Below are 16,191 nucleotides of genomic sequence, written 5' to 3'. Positions count from 1 at the left end.
GTCAGGAGAGCCGCTCCACGACCATCGCCATGCCCTGGCCGCCGCCGACACACATCGACTCGATGCCGAAGGTCTTGTCGTGGGTGGCCAGGTTGTTCAGCAGCGTCGCGGTGATGCGGGCACCGGTCATACCGAAGGGGTGCCCCAGCGCGATCGCGCCACCGGAGACGTTCAGCTTGTCCTCGTCGATGCCGAGCTCACGCGCGGAGCCGATCACCTGAACGGCGAAGGCCTCGTTGATCTCGACCAGGTCGATATCGGAGATGGTCTTGCCGGCCTTGGCCAGTGCCTTCTTGATGGCTTCGATCGGGCCCAGGCCCATGATCTCCGGGGACAGCCCGGACACGCCGGTGGAGACGATGCGCGCCAGCGGGGTCAAGCCCAGCTCCTTGGCCTTGGTGTCGCTCATGATGACGACGGCGGCCGCGCCGTCGTTCAGCGGACACGCGTTACCGGCGGTGATCGTGCCATTCGGGCGGAACACCGGCTTGAGCTGGCTGATCTTCTCGTAGGAGGTGCCCGCGCGCGGGCCGTCATCGGTGGACACGACGGTGCCGTCGGGCAGCGTCACCGGCGAGATCTCGCGCTCGAAGAACCCGCTCTTGATGGCTTCCTCGGCCCGGTTCTGCGACCGCACGCCCCAGTGGTCCTGGTCTTCGCGGCTGATGCCGGTGTAGGTGGCGACGTTCTCGGCGGTCTGGCCCATGGCGATGTAGACGTCGGGGATGAGACCGTCCTCGCGCGGGTCATGCCAGGGGATGTCGCCCTCGGCCTGCGTGACGGTGCGCGCCTGGGCCTCCTCGAACAGGGCGTTCTTGCTGTTGGGCGCTCCGTCGGCGGCGCCGACGCCGAAGCGCGACACCGTCTCGACACCGGCGGAGATGAACACGTCACCCTCGCCGGCCTTGATGGCGTGAAAGGCCATCCGAGTGGTCTGCAGCGACGACGAGCAGTACCGGTTGACTGTGGTGCCGGGCAGAAAGTCGTAGCCGAGTTCGACGGCCACGGCGCGGGCGATGTTGTAGCCGGCCTCACCGGCGGGCTGCGCGCAGCCCATCATCAGGTCGTCGATATCGCGGGGATCCAGCGAGGGCACCTTGTCCAACACCGCACGCACCATCTGGGCGGCCAGGTCGTCGGGACGCATGGTGGCCAGCGATCCCTTGACGGCGCGTCCGATGGGGGAGCGGGCGGTGGCGACGATGACGGCTTCGGGCATGACGGCTCCTCGGGACTCAATACATCTAGAACGTGTTGCACAAAACCTAGCTCGCGGTCACCACGATGGGTGCGGGGACCCCGGTTGTGCGACGCCAGAGCCGGGTCACGTTGCCGATCCGGGTCAGCAACGAGCCACCCTCATCGGTGCGCGATTCCAGCGCCGCCTCCATCGGGACGTCAGATACGAAGTCGCCCAGCGCATTACACAACGCGGGCAGCAGCTGCTGGGCAGCAAGCCGATAGCCCGCACCCGACGGGTGGAACATGTCCTGCGAGAACAGCACCTCGGGCGCCTTGTAGAAGTCCGGTGCCAGCAGGTCGGAGAAGGGCACCGGCACTCCGCCGGCCGCCCGCACCTCGGCCGCCTGGGCACGCGCCAGCCGCAGTCCCTGGCTGCGCGTCACCCAGCGCAGCGGCTGCGGGATCGCCTTGATGACGCCGAAGTCGGGGCAGGTCCCGACGACCACCACCGCGCCCGCCGCTCGCAGGCGCTGCACGGCCCGGCCGACCCGGCGCGCCGAGGGCCAGGTCCCATTGGGTTTGGTGATGTCATTGGCCCCGATCATGATCACCGCGGCATCCGGCGGAGGGCCGGCGACGAACATCGCGTCGATCTGACCCGACAGTCCCTTGGAGGTCGCGCCGACGATGGCCTTGGTGCTCAACCGGATCCGTTGGCCGGATTCTTCGGCGAGACCGCGGGCCAGCAGCACCCCAGGCACCTCGTCGGCGCAGGAACTGCCGTATCCGGTGGCGGTCGAGTCGCCGAAGATCATCAGGTGCAGATCGAACGGGACATCGCGGGTCCAGCGCTGCACCGGGCCGCCGCCGGCGACGTACACGCCATCGGCGCGGGGTGGGACGTCCCAGGATTTGGGTATGACCTGGCGAGCTTGGTCGGCCTGGCCGCTCAGTAGGTTGCGGGCCCCGACATAGGCCGAACCCGTCGAGGCCAAGGCGGCGGCCGCCAGGGCGATGGTCGATCCGCGACTGCCCACGGAAACGATATTAGGAGCCGATTTCCGCATTGTCAGTGTTGCGGGCGGCTAGGCGCGGTCACGGTGGGGTATCAAGTCCGGAACCAAACGGATTCTTTGATTGTTGAACCTGTTGACGCAGGCGCAAGCTAAGTTACCCCGGTTGGCTAAGTAAATTATCAGCAACGGGTACTACAACGTCGTAGGAAGTGGTGGCGATGACGGCACCAAGCAGGGTCTCAGGCTCACCGCACGCAGCGATAAGCCCAGCTAGAGCACGGCAATCCCGGCGATTCCCGGTCGGGGACTGGCGGCCGGTCGAGGTCGTCGAGGACGGCGCCAGCATCGCGGGCCGGATCGCCGGGCTAGTTGCCATGATGACCATCAGGCCGACTTTGGCAATCGGTAGTCAGATCCCCAAACTGCCCTGGCCGTTCGGCCTGCTGGATTTCGCTGCCCGGGTGCTGCGCCCCGCACCGGGCACGGTGCGTGCCACGATCGCGCTGCCGCACTGCACCGCGCAGTTGGTACGTGCGGCCGGGGTGCTGCCCGCCGACGGCAAACGCAGCGTCGTCCTCTACCTGCACGGCGGCGCCTTCCTCACCTGCGGGGTGAACACCCATGGCCGGCTGACGACCGAGCTGTCCCGGTTCGCCGACAGCCCGGTGTTCGTCGTGAACTACCGGATGATCCCGAAGCACTCGATCGGGGTGGCTCTCGACGACTGTTACGACGCGTACAAGTGGCTGCGGCTGACCGGCTACGCACCCGAGAACATCGTGCTGGCCGGTGACTCGGCCGGTGGCTACCTGGCGCTGGCATTGGCGCAGCGGTTGCAGGCCGAGGGAACCGATGCCGAGATGCCCGCCGCCGTCGTCACCATGTCCCCGCTGTTCGAGATCGACAACACGAATCGCGCCCAGCACCCGAACGCGCGCACCGATGCGATGTTCCCGCCGAAGGCGTTCGACGCCCTGGTCGACATGATCGACGGCGCGGCCAAGCGGCAGGGCGAGGAGATCTACGAGCCGCTGGAGCACATCGAGCCGGGGCTGCCCCGCACGCTGATCCATGTGTCCGGGTCAGAGGTCCTGCTCAATGACGCGCGCAAGGCCGCCCGGATGCTGGCCGAGGCCGGAGTTCCGGTCGAGGTGCGTATCTGGCCCGGTCAGATGCACGTATTCCAGCTGTGCTCACCCATCGTCAGCGAGGCGACGCGCTCGCTGCGCCAGATCGGCGACTACATTCGTGAGGCGACGTGGTGAGTTGATCACCGGCCTGAGACGATGGTGTTATGCGTATCGCCAGGCACATCAGTGAGCTCATCGGCAATACCCCGCTGGTCCAGCTGAACTCGGTGGTTGCACCGGGGTCGGGCCTGGTCGCGGCGAAGATCGAGTACCTCAACCCGGGTGGGAGCGCCAAGGATCGCATCGCGATCAAGATGATCGACGCCGCCGAGGCATCCGGGGAGCTCAAACCCGGCGGCACCATCGTCGAACCCACCTCCGGAAATACCGGTGTCGGGCTGGCCCTGGTCGCTCAGCAGCGCGGCTACCGGTGTGTCTTCGTCTGCCCGGACAAGGTCAGCGAGGACAAGCGCAACGTGCTGCGGGCCTACGGCGCCGAGGTGGTGGTGTGCCCGACCGCCGTCGCCCCGGATGATCCGGCGAGCTACTACAGCGTGTCCAACCGGCTGGTCGAGGAGATCGACGGTGCCTGGAAGCCCGACCAGTACTCGAACCCGATGGGCCCGGAGAGCCACTATGAGACCACCGGCCCGGAGATCTGGGCAGACACCGACGGCAAGATCACGCATTTCGTCGCGGGGGTGGGCACCGGCGGGACCATCACCGGCACCGGCCGTTACCTCAAGGAGGTGTCGGACGGTCGCGTGCAGGTCATCGGTGCCGATCCGGAGGGCTCGGTGTACTCGGGAGGCACCGGTCGTCCCTACCTCGTGGAGGGCGTCGGTGAGGATTTCTGGCCCAGCGCATACGATCCCGCCGTCCCGGACCGGATCATCGCTGTCTCCGACGCGGATTCCTTCGAGATGACCCGGCGGCTGGCCCGCGAAGAGGCGCTGCTGGTCGGCGGGTCGTGCGGGATGGCGGCGGTGGCCGCGTTGAAGGTGGCACAGGAGGCCGGCCCCGACGCGCTGGTGGTGGTGCTGCTTCCCGATGGCGGGCGCGGTTACCTGTCAAAGGTTTTCAACGACGCCTGGATGTCGTCCTACGGTTTCCTGCGCAGCAGGCTGGACGGATCGGTCGAGGATGTCACCGTCGGAGAGGTGTTGCGCCGCAAGTCCGGTGCGCTGCCGGACCTGGTGCACACCCATCCATCCGAGACGGTGCGTGACGCGATCAGCATCCTGCGCGAATACGGGGTGTCGCAGATGCCGGTGGTGGGTGCCGAACCGCCGGTGATGGCCGGCGAGGTCGCCGGCAGCGTATCCGAAAGGGAGTTGCTCTCAGCGGTTTTCGAAGGGCGAGCAAAGTTGGCCGACGCCGTGGCGCTACACATGAGTGAGCCCTTGCCGCTCATCGGATCCGGCGAGCTGCTCGGCACCGCGGCAAAGGAGCTGCGCGACTGCGACGCCGTCATGGTGGTCGAGGACGGCAAGCCCATCGGCGTGCTGACCCGGCACGACCTGTTGGGATCGCTGTCCGAGGGTGGCCCGCAGCGCTGACCGGGCGAATCGCACTGATTGCGTTGGCAAGCAAGGTTTCCATCGGTGCCGTATCCAGTAGATGAAGTTGGCGCGAGCGAGGCCACGCTGTGCATATTCTCAGGTAGGGTTACTCGCCGCAGAGCCAGCTAGTTTCCCCACCTGGAAGGCGCCAATGACCGAGCAACCGCCACCACCTCCCGGGAATTACCCGCCGCCTCCTCCGCCTCCGCCGCCCGGTGGTTACCCACCGCCTCCGCAGGGTGGATTCCCGCCTCCACCTCCGCCGCCCGGCGGTGGATACGGTGGACCGCCCCCTGGTGGGGGACTGCCCAAAGAGGCCTACACGCCGTGGCTGACCCGGGTGCTGGCGTGGATCATCGACATCATCCCGGTGGCGATCCTGGAGGGCATCGGCTACGGCCTGCTGCTCGGAACCCGAGAGACGGTGTGTGTCACCGACACCTCGGAATACGACCTCGGTGAGTTCTGTGCCACCGGCGCCTCGACGCTGGGCCAGGTATCGTTCGCGATCACCTGGATTCTGGCGCTCGCCTATATCATCTGGAACTACGGCTACCGGCAGGGAACGACCGGGTCGAGCATCGGCAAGGGCATTCTGAAGTTCAAGGTTGTCAGCGAAAACACCGGCCAGCCAATAGGATTCGGTATGTCCATCGTGCGGCAGCTGGCGCACGTGGTGGACGCCGTCATCTGCTACATCGGCTACCTGTTCCCGCTCTGGGACGCCAAGCGCCAGACGATCGCCGACAAGATCGTCAAGACGGTCTGTCTGCCGCTCTGACACCGCAGCAGCAGGATTCCCGGAAGCGCCGGCCCGCGGATTGACTTCTGCGGGCCGGTGTTTCACTCTCCGCCACAACGCAAAGAGAAGGTGACATGACTCAACCACCACCGGACGGATTCCCGCCACCCCCGGAGAACACCCCGCCTCCCGGCGGGTACCCGCCGCCACAAGGCAACTACCCACCGCCGCCGGGCGCTTACCCACCGCCAGGTGGCTACCCGCCACCTCCGGGTGCATACCCTCCACCGGGTGGCTACCCACCCCCGCCGGGGAACTACCCGCCGCCGCAAGGCAATTACCCGCCGCCGGGATACCCGGTGCCGGGGTCGCCCGGATTCGGCGCACCGGCCTACCGGGTCGGTGAAGCGGTCTCCTGGGCATGGAACAAGTTCAGCAAGAACGCTGCGGCCATCCTGGTTCCCACCCTGGTGTTCGGTGTGGTCTATGCGGTGCTGCAGGGCGTGATTCAAACGATCTCCACCGCATTCAGCACCGTGGACAGCTCGTCCTACGGGGACGGTTATTCGGCCAGCATCTCGATGGGCCTCGGCGGCATCGTCGTCTCCGTCATCGGCGGCATCATCACGGTGATCGTGGCGGCAGTGGTCCAATCCGCCTATATCGGCGGCATGCTCGACATCGCCAACGGGCAACCGGTGGAGATCGGTTCGTTCTTCAAACCGCGGAATGTCGTCAACGTCATCATCGCGTCGGTCCTGTCCAGCATCATCGTGGCCATCGGTGTGCTGCTGTGCATCGTGCCCGGCGTGATCGCCACCATCATGCTGTTCTTCACCACGGCCGTCGTCGTCGATCGCAACGTATCGGGGATCGACGGACTGAGCACCAGCTTCAACATGGCCAAGGCCAACTTCGGCCCGGTGGCACTCACCTGGTTGACGACCATCGGCATCGGCATCCTGGGCGTGCTGGCGTGTCTGGTCGGTTTGATCGTCGCGTACCCGGTGATCGCGCTGGTCACGGTGTACGCCTACCGCAAGCTCAGCGGGGGTTACGTCGCGCCGCTGACACCGTAGTGATCATGAAAGTGATCATGAAAGCCGCAGGCGGGCCGGAGTGTCATAGGCTCACTGCAGGCATCGGCCCGCGTAGATCCGGCGCGGGCCGGAGTTTCACTGTCAGCTACCAGTCCCACGAGAAGGTGACATGACTCAACCACCCACCCCGCCGGGCGGATTCCCGCCGCCGCCCGAGAACGTCCCGCCCCCGGGCGGCTATCCGCCACCGGGTAATTACCCACCGCCGCAAGGCAACTACCCGCCGCCTCCGCAGGGCGGCTATCCACCGCCTCCGCAGGGCGGTTACCCACCGCCTCCGCAGGGCGGCTATCCACCGCCCCCGCAGGGCGGTTACCCGCCGCCGCCTCCGCCGCAGGGTGGTTTCGCGCCCCCGCCGCCGGCCGGATACCCGCCCGCGGGCTATCCCGGCGGGCCGGCGCAGTACAGCGTCGGCGATGCGTTCTCGTGGGCGTGGAACAAGTTCAGCAAGAACGCCGCCGCGCTGATCGTCCCGACGCTGGTGTACGCGCTGGTCGTGGGCATCGTCGGCGGCATCGTCTACGGTCTGGCGTTCGCACTGGCGCCCAGTGGCGTGACGACCTATGACTCCTACGACTCGGGCTTCAGCTACGAGTACAGCGCCGGATTCGGGGTGGCCAGCTTCATCGTGCTCGCCCTCGGCGGCCTGATCCTGCTGGTGCTGCTGGCGGCGATCTCGTCGGCCTACATCAGCGGCATCCTGGATATCGCCAACGGCGTTCCGGTGACGGCAGGGTCGTTCTTCAAGCCGAGGCTCATCGGACCCGTCATCATCGCCACCGTGCTCGTCGGTGTCGCGACGGCGATCGGCAACGCCCTGTGCTATCTGCCCGGTCTGATCGTGTCGATCTTCGCGTTCTTCACCACCGTTGCACTGCTGGACCGCAACCTCTCGGCGATCGACGCGATCAAGGCGAGCATCGACATCGCCAAGAACAACTTCGTCCAGGTGCTGATCACCTGGCTGTTGTTCGCGGTGATCATCTTCGTCGGATCGCTGCTGTGCGGTATCGGCATCATCGTGGCCGCCCCGGTCGCGATCCTGTTCGAGGTCTACGCCTTCCGGCGGCTCACCGGCGGACAGGTCGCACCGCTGACGCCGTAACGGCAGGTACGCAAGAAGCGGGGTGGGCCGAGACGGTCCACCCCGTTTCGTTTGTGCGGGCCCCACTACCCTTGTCCGCATGGGTGAACAGCGCTCCGCACATGACGCACACCGGTGGCAGGGTCTGGCGACCCGGGCCATCCACGCCGGCTTCCGGCCCGACCCGGCCACCGGCGCCGTCAACGCCCCGATCTACGCCAGTTCCACCTTCGCCCAGGACGGGGTGGGCGGGCTGCGGGGCGGCTACGAGTACGCCCGCACCGGCAACCCGACCCGCGCCGCGCTGGAGGCCTCGCTGGCCGCCGTCGAGCAGGCCGACCACGGCCGCGCCTTCGCCTCGGGCATGGCCGCCACCGACTGTGCCCTGCGCGCCGTACTGCGTCCGGGCGACCACGTCGTCATCCCCGATGACGCCTACGGTGGCACCTTCCGCCTCATCGACAAGGTGTTCACCCAGTGGGGGATTCACTACACACCGGTGGCGCTGAGTGATCTGGATGCCGTCACGGCCGCGATCACCGAGAAGACGAAGCTGGTCTGGGTCGAGACGCCCACCAACCCGCTGCTGTCCATCGCCGATATCGCCGGGATCTCCGAGATTTCCCGCCGGGTGGGTGCGAAGTTGCTGGTGGACAACACCTTTGCCTCTCCGGCGTTGCAGCAGCCGCTGACCCTCGGCGCCGATATCGTGTTGCACTCGACGACGAAGTACATCGGCGGGCATTCCGATGTGGTCGGCGGCGCACTACTGACCAGCGATGAGGAACTCGACACCGCGTTCGCGTTCCTGCAGAACGGCGCCGGTGCGGTACCGGGTCCGTTCGACGCCTACCTGACCATGCGGGGTCTCAAGACCCTGGTGCTGCGCATGCAGCGGCACAGCGAGAACGCCGCCAAGGTGGCCGAATTCCTGGTCGAGCACCCGGCGATCGACACGGTGCTCTATCCCGGTCTGCCCAGCCACCCCAACCACGAGGTCGCGGCCAAGCAGATGTCCGGTTTCGGCGGCATGGTGTCGGTGCGACTGCGCGGCGGCCGGGCCGCGGCCCAGGAATTCTGCGCCCGAACAGAGATCTTCATTCTCGCCGAATCGCTGGGTGGCGTGGAATCTCTGATCGAGCATCCCGGTGCGATGACGCACGCCTCCACCGCGGGGTCGCAGCTCGAGGTGCCCGAGGATCTGGTCCGGCTGTCGGTCGGTATCGAGGAGGCCGCCGACCTGCTGGGCGATCTGGAGCAGGCGCTGCGCTAGGAGCCCAGGGCGGGCCGCAGCGCGGACACCGTGACGGCCAGATTGACCTCGGGCAGTGCGGTGGGGGACTCGTCGACCCAGCTGCCCAGGGCGATCTCGCCGGCCCGGGCATGCACCCAGCGCCAGCCCCGGTCGTTGAGGCTCAGCAGCGCGCCCAGACCGTCGGTGGCGTGCAGCAACGAGATGATCGCCGCCGTCGGCGGGGTGGGTGGGCGCCGGTCGAACAGGGCCGACAGCAGCGCCGATCGGGCCGGGCCGACGCGATCGCGGCTCACCAGCGGGTACGCTGTTGCCTTCTTGAAGCCCTTGGAGGGCAACGGGATCCGCCGGATCTGCCCGCTACATTCCAGGTGTGCGACCAGCGCTTCCTCGGCATGCCTGCTCAGCTTGGCGATGGCCGACGCCGGTCGCAACGGCCGCTTCGAGAGCAGCTGCAAGGCCGGTCCGGTGACGGGATCCAACGGGCCCGAACCGGTCAGGGCGACGAGACGCCCGGTTTCGACCGGCTCGCCATGGACTGCTGGCCGGACGCGGCACGCCCAGGCCAGGTCCAGCAGGATGGCCGCGCCGAGCACGCGTCGCCGACGCTGCCGATCCAGCCCGGGCTGCGCCGACGCGTTGTCGAGCAGCAGCAGGAGCAGGTCCTCGGCGATCTGGGCCACCGGAGAAACCTATCGTCCCGCCGCGGCGGACGGCCTCAGGAGTGGTACGGCTCCGCGCTGAGCAAGGTCACCGTGACGGTGCTGCCATTGGGAATCGTGTACGTGGCCTTCTGGCCGACGCGCTTGTCGAGCAGGGCCTCGCCCAGCGGTGACTTCGGCGAATACACCTCGAGCTTGCCGTCGCTGACGCCCTCCTGGCGGGTGGCGATCAGGAACGTCTCGGTGTCGTCCTCGTCGTCGCCGTACTGCACCTTCACCACCGAACCGGGCAGTGCGACACCGGACTGCTTGGGGGCCTCGCCGACCTTGGCGTTGTTCAGCAGCTCCTGGAGCTGACGGATGCGCGCTTCTTCTTGGCCCTGCTGCTCACGGGCGGCGTGGTAGCCACCGTTCTCGCGCAGGTCGCCCTCTTCACGACGATCGTTGATCTCGGCGGCGATGACGGGACGGTTGGCGATCAGCTGGTCCAGCTCCGCCTTCAAACGGTCGAAAGCCTCTTCGGTCAGCCAGGTGACCTGGGTATCGGTCATGTCCTCGCGCTCCTGTCGTTGATCTTTTCTCGCGCGCTGTATCGCGTGGGAATGTCATGTATTGCCGCGATCGCAAGCGCCGTGGCAGCGCGCTAATGCAGCAATACACGGCTCCAGCCGGAACCGTGTATTGCCCGAGCCTACCACCGCAGAGTCAACCCGTTTTCACGATTTCGCAGTTCGCTGTTCGTCCCGCGGACGTCTCTAGGGCGCCACCAGATACCCGGGCACATCGATGCCGCAGCCATAAATATCGCCGACCACCGGCGGTTTCGTGGATTTGACCACCACGTCGATCACCACCGACGATTCGGTGGACGGCGGCACCAGAATCTCGCGGCGGCCGGTCTCGTCGCCGCTGATGGAACGGGCCCGCACGATGCACACCGCGGGCACCGACGGATCGGTGCGGGTGACGGTGATCGTCACCGCCACGGTCTCGTCGTCGACAATTTCGTAGCCGCCGAGCTCGCCTTTGACGTCGCCGGTCCCGAACCGCTGGAACGCGATGAGCGCGATCACCACTCCTGCCGTCACAATCAGCAGGAACAACCCGATCACCACTCGGCGACGGGTGCGTCGGGACAACTTCTGCCGCCCGTAACGGGCGGTGGGACGCTCGATGGTCAAGGTTAAGGGTGCCCGTCGGTCAGTTGGTTCCACTACAGCTGGAACTATAGAGCGGTGGGCATACGCGAGAGGGACGCCTCGTTGGATCAGACACGATGACTGAATTGCGCTTGATGGCGGTACACGCCCACCCCGATGACGAGTCCAGCAAGGGCGCGGCCACCACCGCCCGGTACGCGGCCGAAGGTGCCAGGGTCATGGTCGTGACCCTCACCGGCGGTGAACGCGGTGACATCCTGAACCCGGCGATGGACATCCCTGAGGTGCACGGACGCATCCACGAGGTGCGCCGCGACGAGATGGCCAAGGCGGCCGAGATCCTGGGTGTCGAACACCGATGGCTGGGTTATGTGGACTCCGGGCTGCCCGAGGGCGACCCGCTGCCGCCGCTGCCGGAGGGCTCTTTCGCCACGGTGCCGCTGGACGGGCCGACCGAGGCGCTGGTCGCGGTGATCCGCGAGTTCCGCCCGCACGTGCTGACCACCTACGACGAGAACGGCGGGTACCCGCACCCGGATCACATCCGGTGCCACGAGGTGTCCGTCGCCGCCTACGAGGCCGCGGCCGACCACCTTCGCTACCCCGAAGCCGGGGAACCGTGGGCGGTGTCCAAGCTGTACTACAACCACGGTTTCCTGCGGCAGCGCATGCAGGTCCTGCAGGACGAGTTCGCCAAGCACGGCCAGGACGGCCCGTTCGCCAAGTGGCTGGAGAACTGGGATGCCGAGGAGGACGTGATCGAAGCGCGGGTGACCACCCGGGTGGAGTGCGCGAAGTTCTTCGCGCAGCGCGATGAGGCCCTGCTCGCGCATGCCACCCAGATCGACCCGAAGAGTTTCTTCTTCACCACGCCCATGGAGTGGCAGCAGCGGCTGTGGCCGACCGAGGAATTCGAGCTCGCGCGGTCCCGTGTGCCGGTGCGGCTGCCCGAGACCGACCTCTTCGCAGGGATCACAACATGACCGACCTATTCCTGATCGCCGCCGGCCTGCTGGCCGAGGAGGGGCCGCGCCAGACCGGTCCGGACTTCGGCAAGGCCAGCCCGGTGGGCCTGCTGGTGCTGGTGCTGTTGCTGATCGGCACCTTCGCGTTGGTCTGGTCGATGAACCGGCACCTCAAGCGGCTGCCGGAATCGTTCGACCCGGAGCATCCCGAACCCGATCAGGCCGTCGACGAGGGCACGGCAGGTGAGTTCAAGGGTGACACCAAGGGGTAACACCCTGGGCGAGTCCACCAGCCCTTACCTGCGCCAGCACGCGGACAACCCGGTGCACTGGCAGCAGTGGAGCGCGCAGGCGCTGGCCGAGGCCGCCGCCCGCGACGTGCCGATCCTGCTGTCCGTCGGGTACGCCGCCTGCCACTGGTGCCATGTGATGGCGCACGAATCCTTCGAGGACGCCGATGTCGCGGCGGCCGTGAACGACGACTTCGTCTGCATCAAGGTCGACCGCGAGGAGCGTCCGGATCTGGACGCCATCTACATGAACGCCACCGTCGCGCTGACCGGCCAGGGCGGCTGGCCCATGACGTGTTTCCTGACCCCGGACGGCCGGCCCTTCTTCTGTGGCACCTATTACCCCAAAGAGGGCTTTCTGCAGCTTGTTTCGGCCGTCAAGGAGACCTGGCAGCAGCGGCGCGGTGAGGTCGAGCAGGCCTCCGACGAGATTGCCGGGGAACTGCGGGCGATGAGCGCGCGCCTGCCGGGCACCGGGCCGGCGTTGGATCCCCGGTTGTGCGATGAGGCGGTGGCCGCGGTACTGCGTGATGAGGACCTCGAACGTGGCGGGTTCTACAACAATTCTCAACCAGCGCCCAAGTTCCCGCCCTCGGCGGTGCTGGAGGCGCTGCTGCGCCACTACGAACGCACCGGTTCGGAAGAGGTGCTGGCCGCGGTGGAACGGGCCGGCACGGCGATGGCGCGCGGCGGTATCTACGACCAGCTCGCCGGCGGTTTCGCCCGCTACAGCGTGGACCCGGACTGGGTGGTGCCGCACTTCGAGAAGATGCTCTACGACAACGCGCTGCTGCTGCGGTTCTATGCGCACTGGGCGCGGATCACGGGAAATCCGCTGGCGCGCAAGATCGCCGATGAGACAGCCCGGTTCATCGTCGACAATCTCGGCGCGGGTGGCATGTTCACCTCATCGCTGGACGCCGACGCGAACGGGGTGGAGGGGCTCACCTACTCCTGGACGCCGGCGCAACTCCGCGATGTCCTGGGTGAGGACGCAGACTGGGCCGCTTCGCTTTTCGGGGTGACGGCGAGCGGCACCTTCGAGCACGGCAGCTCGGTGCTGCAACTGCCCGCCGACCCCGACGACCAGACGCGCTTCGAGCGGGTGCGGGCCGCGTTGCTCGCCGCCCGCGCGCAGCGTCCCCAGCCCGGTCGCGACGACAAGGTCGTGACGGCATGGAACGGACTGGCCATCACCGCGCTCATGGAGGCCTCGGTGGCGTTGGACAAGCCCGAATACGCCGACGCCGCAACGGTATGCGCGCGTGAGCTGCTGCTCCTGCATCTGGTCGGCGGTCGGCTGCGCCGCGCCAGCCTCGGTGGGGTGGTCGGTGAGAGCTCGGCGATCCTGGAGGACTACGCGACCCTGATCACCGCGATGTGCGGGCTGTATCAGCGCAACGGGACGCCGGCCTGGCTCACGACCGCCACCGGTCTGCTCGACACCGTGCTGGAACATTTCGCCGATGCCGGGCGGCCGGGCCGCTGGTTCGACACCGCCGACGATGCCGAGGCGCTGATGCTGCGGCCGGCGGATCCGCTCGACGGCGCCACCCCGTCCGGCGCGTCCTCGATCGCCGAGGCACTGCAGCTGGCGGCGCACCTGAGCGGGGATTCGCGCTACGCCGCGGCGGCCGATGCCACCCTGGCGTCCGCCACCACGGTGCTGGCCAAACTTCCACGCTCCGGTGGACATTGGCTTGCCGTCGCGGAGGCCGCGGTGCGCGGACCGATCCAGATCGCCGTGGCATGCGACCCCGCGCACTCGGAGCTCCTGACCGCCGCGCGCAGGCTCGCACCGGGCGGTGCCGTGGTGGTCGGAGGCGCGGTGGATTCATCGGAGTTGCTGACCGGACGCGACCGGGTGGGTGGGCGCGATGCCGCCTACGTGTGCCGCGGACGGGTGTGCGATCTGCCCGTCACCACGGTGCAGGATCTCGCTGCCGCGCTTTCTCCCATTGCCCCCGGGCCATCCGTGTAGCCTGCCGCTCATGAGCTTCGAGCCGGATGTCTTGCAAGGTTTCGTCCAGCGCTACCTGGACACCGTCGTCACCGGCAGCGCCGATGACGTGGCCGCCCTCTACGCCGAGGACGCCACCCTGGAGGACCCGGTGGGCGGTGGTGAGGTGCACATCGGCCGTCAGGCGATCGCGGGGTTCTACAAGAACGTCAGCGGCGTCGAGGTGAAGACCGAGCTGCTGTCGTTCCGCGCAGGCGGCAGCGAGGCGGCGTTCGTCTTCGCCATCACCGTCGGCGGCGCCATGCGCATCGAGCCGATCGAGATCATGGCGTTCAACGCCGAGGGCCAGATCACCTCGATGCGGGCGTTCTGGGGTCCGGCGGACATCACCCAGCTTTGAGTGATTTGTGGAGTTTTCGTCAGAATGAGTCCGACGAAAACTCCACAAATCGCCGGCTCTAGAAGACCGCGAACCACATCGCGATGTAGTGGCAGATGGCCGCGACCGCGGTGCAGGCGTGGAAGAACTCGTGGTGGCCGAACGTGGTCGGCCATGGGTTGGGCCACTTGAGCCCGTAGAGCACCCCGCCGACGCTGTAGAGCGCGCCGCCGACGATCAGCAGCACCACCGCGGCCAGCCCGGCGCCGTCCATGATCGGCCCGATGAACCACACCGCGACCCAGCCCAGCAGCAAGTAGAGCGGCACGCCCACCCAGCGCGGCGCCGACGGCCAGAACATCTTGAGGAACACCCCGGCGATGGCGCCGCCCCAGACGATCCAGAACAGCACCATGCCCTTGGATTCGGGCAGTGCCAGCAGCGCGAACGGCGTGTAGCTGCCGGCGATGAAGATGAAGATCATCGAATGGTCCAGGCGCTTCATCCATTTGCGCGCCTTGGGCGACTGCCATGTCACCCGGTGATAGGTACCGCTGACGGCGAACATCGCCACAATGGTGAACGTGTAGAGCAGCGTCGCCAGCCCGGCGCGCGTCGATTCCAGCGACCACGACACCGCGACGAGCGCGGCCCCGGCGATGAACGCGACGACCGCCGAGTACACGTGGATCCAGCCGCGTGCGCGTGGCCGGCCCAGGAATTGTGCGACGCCGTCGGCGAAGGCCTCGGGCAGGTCTTCGGCTTGATGCACCGCCGCTGACCGGTACGGCCGGCTTGTGTCGATCGACCCGGGTTCGGTGCGCGATCCCGCTGCGCTTCTCGATTCCGTCATGTCACCTCCCCTGAGTGGCACGGACCAACCCGCTCATCACAGTAGTCTTGTTGGCTGTGGAGATCATTCCGCCGCGACTCAAGGAGCCGGCTTACCGGCTCTATGAATTGCGGTTGCGTAGAGAGTTGGCGCAGGCCAGGTCTGAGCTCCCGCGTCACATCGCGGTGTTGTGTGACGGAAATCGCCGCTGGGCCCGTGACGCCGGGTTCGACGATGTCAGTTACGGCTACCGCAAGGGCGCGGCGAAGATCGCCGAGATGCTGCGCTGGTGCCAGGCCGCGGGTATCGAGCTGACGACGGTCTACCTGCTCTCGACGGAGAACCTGCAGCGGGACCCCGACGAGCTGGGCGCACTGATCGACATCATCACCGATGTCGTCGAGGAGATCTGCGACCCCGCCAACCGCTGGAGTGTGCGCACCGTAGGTGACCTGGAATTGTTGGGCGAGGAGCCGGCCCGCCGGCTCCGCGACGCCGTGGAGGGCACGGTGGGCTCGGCGGCACCCGGCGCGCTTCAGGTCAACGTCGCCGTCGGCTACGGCGGCCGCCAGGAGATCGTCGACGCGGTGCGCGGGCTGCTGAGCAAGCAGCTGGCCAACGGTGCCAGCGCCGAGCAACTCATCGAATCCGTGACCGTCGAGGCGATCTCGGAAAACCTGTACACCTCGGGCCAGCCTGACCCCGATCTCGTCATCCGGACCTCCGGTGAGCAACGTCTCTCCGGATTTCTGCTGTGGCAGAGCGCCTATTCGGAGATGTGGTTCACCGAGGCGCACTGGCCGGCGTTCCGCCGGGTCGACTTCCTGCGCGCGCTGCGCGACTACACCATGCGGCACCGCAGGCACGGCAGGTAA

Annotated in this window: 17 protein-coding genes; 11 read left to right on the top strand and 6 right to left on the bottom strand. The window is 67.3% G+C overall.

Translation table 11 applies throughout. From position 1 onward, the window contains the following. Nucleotide 1 precedes the first annotated feature (1 nt). Nucleotides 2-1,219 (bottom strand): acetyl-CoA C-acetyltransferase, encoded by a 1,218-nt coding sequence (locus C6A86_RS22130; protein WP_311100866.1) that lies wholly within the window; start codon nucleotides 1,217-1,219, stop codon nucleotides 2-4. Nucleotides 1,220-1,265: 46 nt separating this feature from the next. Continuing rightward, on the bottom strand, nucleotides 1,266-2,249 hold the full coding sequence (locus tag C6A86_RS22125; RefSeq protein WP_199196039.1) for an SGNH/GDSL hydrolase family protein: 984 nt from the start codon (nucleotides 2,247-2,249) through the stop codon (nucleotides 1,266-1,268). A gap of 167 nt (nucleotides 2,250-2,416) precedes the next feature. Between C6A86_RS22125 and C6A86_RS22120 the strand changes: the two genes are divergently transcribed. The 6 genes from C6A86_RS22120 (at nucleotide 2,417) to C6A86_RS22095 (ending at nucleotide 9,089) form a co-directional block, all read left to right on the top strand. Continuing rightward, entirely contained in the window at nucleotides 2,417-3,463 is a 1,047-nt protein-coding gene (locus C6A86_RS22120; RefSeq protein WP_105361507.1) for an alpha/beta hydrolase, read from the top strand. Nucleotides 3,464-3,492: 29 nt separating this feature from the next. Beyond that, nucleotides 3,493-4,887 carry a cystathionine beta-synthase gene (locus C6A86_RS22115; RefSeq protein WP_105361505.1) on the top strand — a complete coding sequence of 465 codons (1,395 nt, stop codon included), beginning with the start codon at nucleotides 3,493-3,495 and terminating at the stop codon, nucleotides 4,885-4,887. Between the two features lie 154 nt (nucleotides 4,888-5,041). Then, nucleotides 5,042-5,671 carry an RDD family protein gene (locus C6A86_RS22110; RefSeq protein ID WP_311100865.1) on the top strand — a complete coding sequence of 210 codons (630 nt, stop codon included), beginning with the start codon at nucleotides 5,042-5,044 and terminating at the stop codon, nucleotides 5,669-5,671. A 95-nt stretch (nucleotides 5,672-5,766) separates the two neighbouring features. Beyond that, the gene (locus tag C6A86_RS22105; protein ID WP_311100864.1) at nucleotides 5,767-6,711 is read left to right on the top strand and encodes a hypothetical protein; all 945 of its coding nucleotides are present in this window, start codon (nucleotides 5,767-5,769) and stop codon (nucleotides 6,709-6,711) included. Nucleotides 6,712-6,841: 130 nt separating this feature from the next. Further along, nucleotides 6,842-7,837, top strand: coding sequence for a hypothetical protein (locus C6A86_RS22100; RefSeq protein WP_311100863.1), 996 nt, complete (start codon nucleotides 6,842-6,844; stop codon nucleotides 7,835-7,837). A gap of 79 nt (nucleotides 7,838-7,916) precedes the next feature. After that, nucleotides 7,917-9,089 carry a cystathionine gamma-synthase gene (locus tag C6A86_RS22095; RefSeq protein WP_311100862.1) on the top strand — a complete coding sequence of 391 codons (1,173 nt, stop codon included), beginning with the start codon at nucleotides 7,917-7,919 and terminating at the stop codon, nucleotides 9,087-9,089. Here C6A86_RS22095 and C6A86_RS22090 read toward each other — a convergent pair. The 3 genes from C6A86_RS22090 to C6A86_RS22080 all read right to left on the bottom strand — a co-directional run bounded on the left by C6A86_RS22090 (nucleotide 9,086) and on the right by C6A86_RS22080 (nucleotide 10,911). Then, the gene (locus C6A86_RS22090; protein ID WP_105365108.1) at nucleotides 9,086-9,751 is read right to left on the bottom strand and encodes a GPP34 family phosphoprotein; all 666 of its coding nucleotides are present in this window, start codon (nucleotides 9,749-9,751) and stop codon (nucleotides 9,086-9,088) included. The two genes, C6A86_RS22095 and C6A86_RS22090, sit on opposite strands and share 4 nt — an antisense overlap. Nucleotides 9,752-9,786: 35 nt before the next feature. Continuing rightward, nucleotides 9,787-10,281, bottom strand: a complete 495-nt coding sequence (greA, locus tag C6A86_RS22085; protein ID WP_105365109.1) for a transcription elongation factor GreA — start codon at nucleotides 10,279-10,281, stop codon at nucleotides 9,787-9,789. A 204-nt stretch (nucleotides 10,282-10,485) separates the two neighbouring features. After that, the gene (locus tag C6A86_RS22080) at nucleotides 10,486-10,911 is read right to left on the bottom strand and encodes a DUF4307 domain-containing protein (RefSeq protein WP_105365110.1); all 426 of its coding nucleotides are present in this window, start codon (nucleotides 10,909-10,911) and stop codon (nucleotides 10,486-10,488) included. Between the two features lie 95 nt (nucleotides 10,912-11,006). On the opposite strand from C6A86_RS22080, the gene mca reads away from it, so the two are divergent. Genes mca through C6A86_RS22060 form a run of 4 tightly spaced genes read left to right on the top strand, consistent with a single transcriptional unit; the run spans nucleotide 11,007 to nucleotide 14,505 of the window. After that, nucleotides 11,007-11,873, top strand: coding sequence for a mycothiol conjugate amidase Mca (gene mca, locus C6A86_RS22075; protein ID WP_105365111.1), 867 nt, complete (start codon nucleotides 11,007-11,009; stop codon nucleotides 11,871-11,873). Beyond that, complete coding sequence (locus tag C6A86_RS22070) at nucleotides 11,870-12,127, top strand: hypothetical protein (RefSeq protein ID WP_105365112.1); 258 nt, start codon at nucleotides 11,870-11,872, stop codon at nucleotides 12,125-12,127. Before mca ends, C6A86_RS22070 begins: the two co-directional genes overlap by 4 nt. Continuing rightward, the gene (locus tag C6A86_RS22065) at nucleotides 12,111-14,126 is read left to right on the top strand and encodes a thioredoxin domain-containing protein (RefSeq protein ID WP_105365113.1); all 2,016 of its coding nucleotides are present in this window, start codon (nucleotides 12,111-12,113) and stop codon (nucleotides 14,124-14,126) included. Before C6A86_RS22070 ends, C6A86_RS22065 begins: the two co-directional genes overlap by 17 nt. A 10-nt stretch (nucleotides 14,127-14,136) precedes the next feature. Continuing rightward, entirely contained in the window at nucleotides 14,137-14,505 is a 369-nt protein-coding gene (locus C6A86_RS22060; RefSeq protein WP_105365114.1) for a nuclear transport factor 2 family protein, read from the top strand. Between the two features lie 58 nt (nucleotides 14,506-14,563). Here C6A86_RS22060 and C6A86_RS22055 read toward each other — a convergent pair whose 3' ends face one another. Beyond that, nucleotides 14,564-15,337 carry a hemolysin III family protein gene (locus C6A86_RS22055; RefSeq protein WP_105365115.1) on the bottom strand — a complete coding sequence of 258 codons (774 nt, stop codon included), beginning with the start codon at nucleotides 15,335-15,337 and terminating at the stop codon, nucleotides 14,564-14,566. A gap of 56 nt (nucleotides 15,338-15,393) precedes the next feature. Here C6A86_RS22055 and C6A86_RS22050 point away from each other — a divergent pair, with 56 nt between their 5' ends. After that, entirely contained in the window at nucleotides 15,394-16,191 is a 798-nt protein-coding gene (locus C6A86_RS22050) for a (2Z,6E)-farnesyl diphosphate synthase (RefSeq protein WP_105365116.1), read from the top strand.

The sequence above is a fragment of the Mycobacterium sp. ITM-2016-00316 genome (assembly GCF_002968335.2).
Taxonomy (GTDB): Bacteria; Actinomycetota; Actinomycetes; order Mycobacteriales; family Mycobacteriaceae; genus Mycobacterium.
The sequence above is the reverse complement of the archived record's forward strand: the minus strand, read 5'-3'. Positions and strand labels throughout refer to the sequence as shown.

What these genes read in the sequence shown, in the direction of transcription:
- C6A86_RS22095 (WP_311100862.1), top strand. Translation starts at nt 7,917, where the DNA reads ATGGGTGAACAGCGCTCCGCACATGACGCACACCGGTGGCAGGGTCTG.
- mca (WP_105365111.1), top strand. Translation starts at nt 11,007, where the DNA reads ATGACTGAATTGCGCTTGATGGCGGTACACGCCCACCCCGATGACGAG.
- C6A86_RS22105 (WP_311100864.1), top strand. Translation starts at nt 5,767, where the DNA reads ATGACTCAACCACCACCGGACGGATTCCCGCCACCCCCGGAGAACACC.
- C6A86_RS22120 (WP_105361507.1), top strand. Translation starts at nt 2,417, where the DNA reads ATGACGGCACCAAGCAGGGTCTCAGGCTCACCGCACGCAGCGATAAGC.
- C6A86_RS22125 (WP_199196039.1), bottom strand. Translation starts at nt 2,249, where the DNA reads ATGCGGAAATCGGCTCCTAATATCGTTTCCGTGGGCAGTCGCGGATCG.
- C6A86_RS22130 (WP_311100866.1), bottom strand. Translation starts at nt 1,219, where the DNA reads ATGCCCGAAGCCGTCATCGTCGCCACCGCCCGCTCCCCCATCGGACGC.
- C6A86_RS22110 (WP_311100865.1), top strand. Translation starts at nt 5,042, where the DNA reads ATGACCGAGCAACCGCCACCACCTCCCGGGAATTACCCGCCGCCTCCT.
- greA (WP_105365109.1), bottom strand. Translation starts at nt 10,281, where the DNA reads ATGACCGATACCCAGGTCACCTGGCTGACCGAAGAGGCTTTCGACCGT.
- C6A86_RS22115 (WP_105361505.1), top strand. Translation starts at nt 3,493, where the DNA reads ATGCGTATCGCCAGGCACATCAGTGAGCTCATCGGCAATACCCCGCTG.
- C6A86_RS22060 (WP_105365114.1), top strand. Translation starts at nt 14,137, where the DNA reads ATGAGCTTCGAGCCGGATGTCTTGCAAGGTTTCGTCCAGCGCTACCTG.
- C6A86_RS22055 (WP_105365115.1), bottom strand. Translation starts at nt 15,337, where the DNA reads ATGACGGAATCGAGAAGCGCAGCGGGATCGCGCACCGAACCCGGGTCG.
- C6A86_RS22100 (WP_311100863.1), top strand. Translation starts at nt 6,842, where the DNA reads ATGACTCAACCACCCACCCCGCCGGGCGGATTCCCGCCGCCGCCCGAG.
- C6A86_RS22070 (WP_105365112.1), top strand. Translation starts at nt 11,870, where the DNA reads ATGACCGACCTATTCCTGATCGCCGCCGGCCTGCTGGCCGAGGAGGGG.